Source organism: Mesorhizobium sp. M2A.F.Ca.ET.037.01.1.1 (genome assembly GCF_003998075.1).
Classification (GTDB): domain Bacteria; phylum Pseudomonadota; class Alphaproteobacteria; order Rhizobiales; family Rhizobiaceae; genus Mesorhizobium.
Window position 1 is genome coordinate 1 of sequence record NZ_RZSA01001571.1, and the last position, 844, is coordinate 844.

At 62.8% G+C, this 844-nt stretch carries 1 protein-coding gene; it reads right to left on the bottom strand.

The genetic code is table 11. The annotated features are described in order from the left end of the window. Nucleotides 1–151 precede the first annotated feature (151 nt). Nucleotides 152–610: an Lrp/AsnC family transcriptional regulator gene (locus EOA27_RS38445; protein WP_126083271.1), complete on the bottom strand. Its 459-nt coding sequence runs from the start codon at nt 608–610 to the stop codon at nt 152–154. Nucleotides 611–844 lie beyond the last annotated feature (234 nt).

Consider the following 844-nt stretch of genomic DNA (forward strand, 5'->3'; position numbering starts at 1 on the left):
GCCCTGCCCATGTGGGAGAAGGTGTCGCCGAAGGCGACGGATGAGGGGTGCTCCAGGGAAAACCAACGTCTCACTCCGCTGGAACACCCCTCATCCGTCTCGGCGCTGCGCGCCGATCCACCTTCTCCCACAAGGGGAGAAGGAAGAGGCGCTACAGCGGCATCTCCGAGGTCTGCTTGATGATCTGGCTGGGCACGTCCGTCTTGACGTTCTGGACGCCCTTGATGCGGCTCAGATGCTCCGACTGGAAGCGGCGGTAGTCGTCGATGCCGGCCGCCACGATGCGCACCAGGGCGTCGCAGTCGCCCATCATCAGATAGCACTCCATCACTTCGGGGAATTTCGCCACCTCGGCGGCGAAATGCTCGATCGTGTCCTCGTCCTGCTGCTTCAGCCAGATGCGGGTGAAGAAGGTCTGGCCGCGGCCGATCTTGGCCGGGTTGAGCACCGCGACATAGCGGTCGATGACGCCCGCCTCCTCGAGCAGTTTCACGCGCCGCAGGCAGGGCGACGGCGAGAGACCGACTTGCCTGGCAAGGTCGTTGTTTGCCATGCGCCCGTCGCGCTGCAGGGCGCGCAGGATGCGCCTGTCGATCTCATCGAGCTTCATGGTTCTAGATTCCAATTCTATAGGTGAATGCGCTATCCAATGCCGAATTTTGGCAGAAATGGCGCATTTTCGCAATCCGATTGCCGCGCGTTTCGGCTATGGTCCGGGACCTACAACAACCCCACAACCGAACGGGAGAACGGGTGGCCGCAAGGCCAGCCGAAAGCAAAGCCATGAGCGTTTCCGAGATCGCCCTCGCCGAGGGCAAGGCCGCCAACAGGCGCGGCGCCGAGT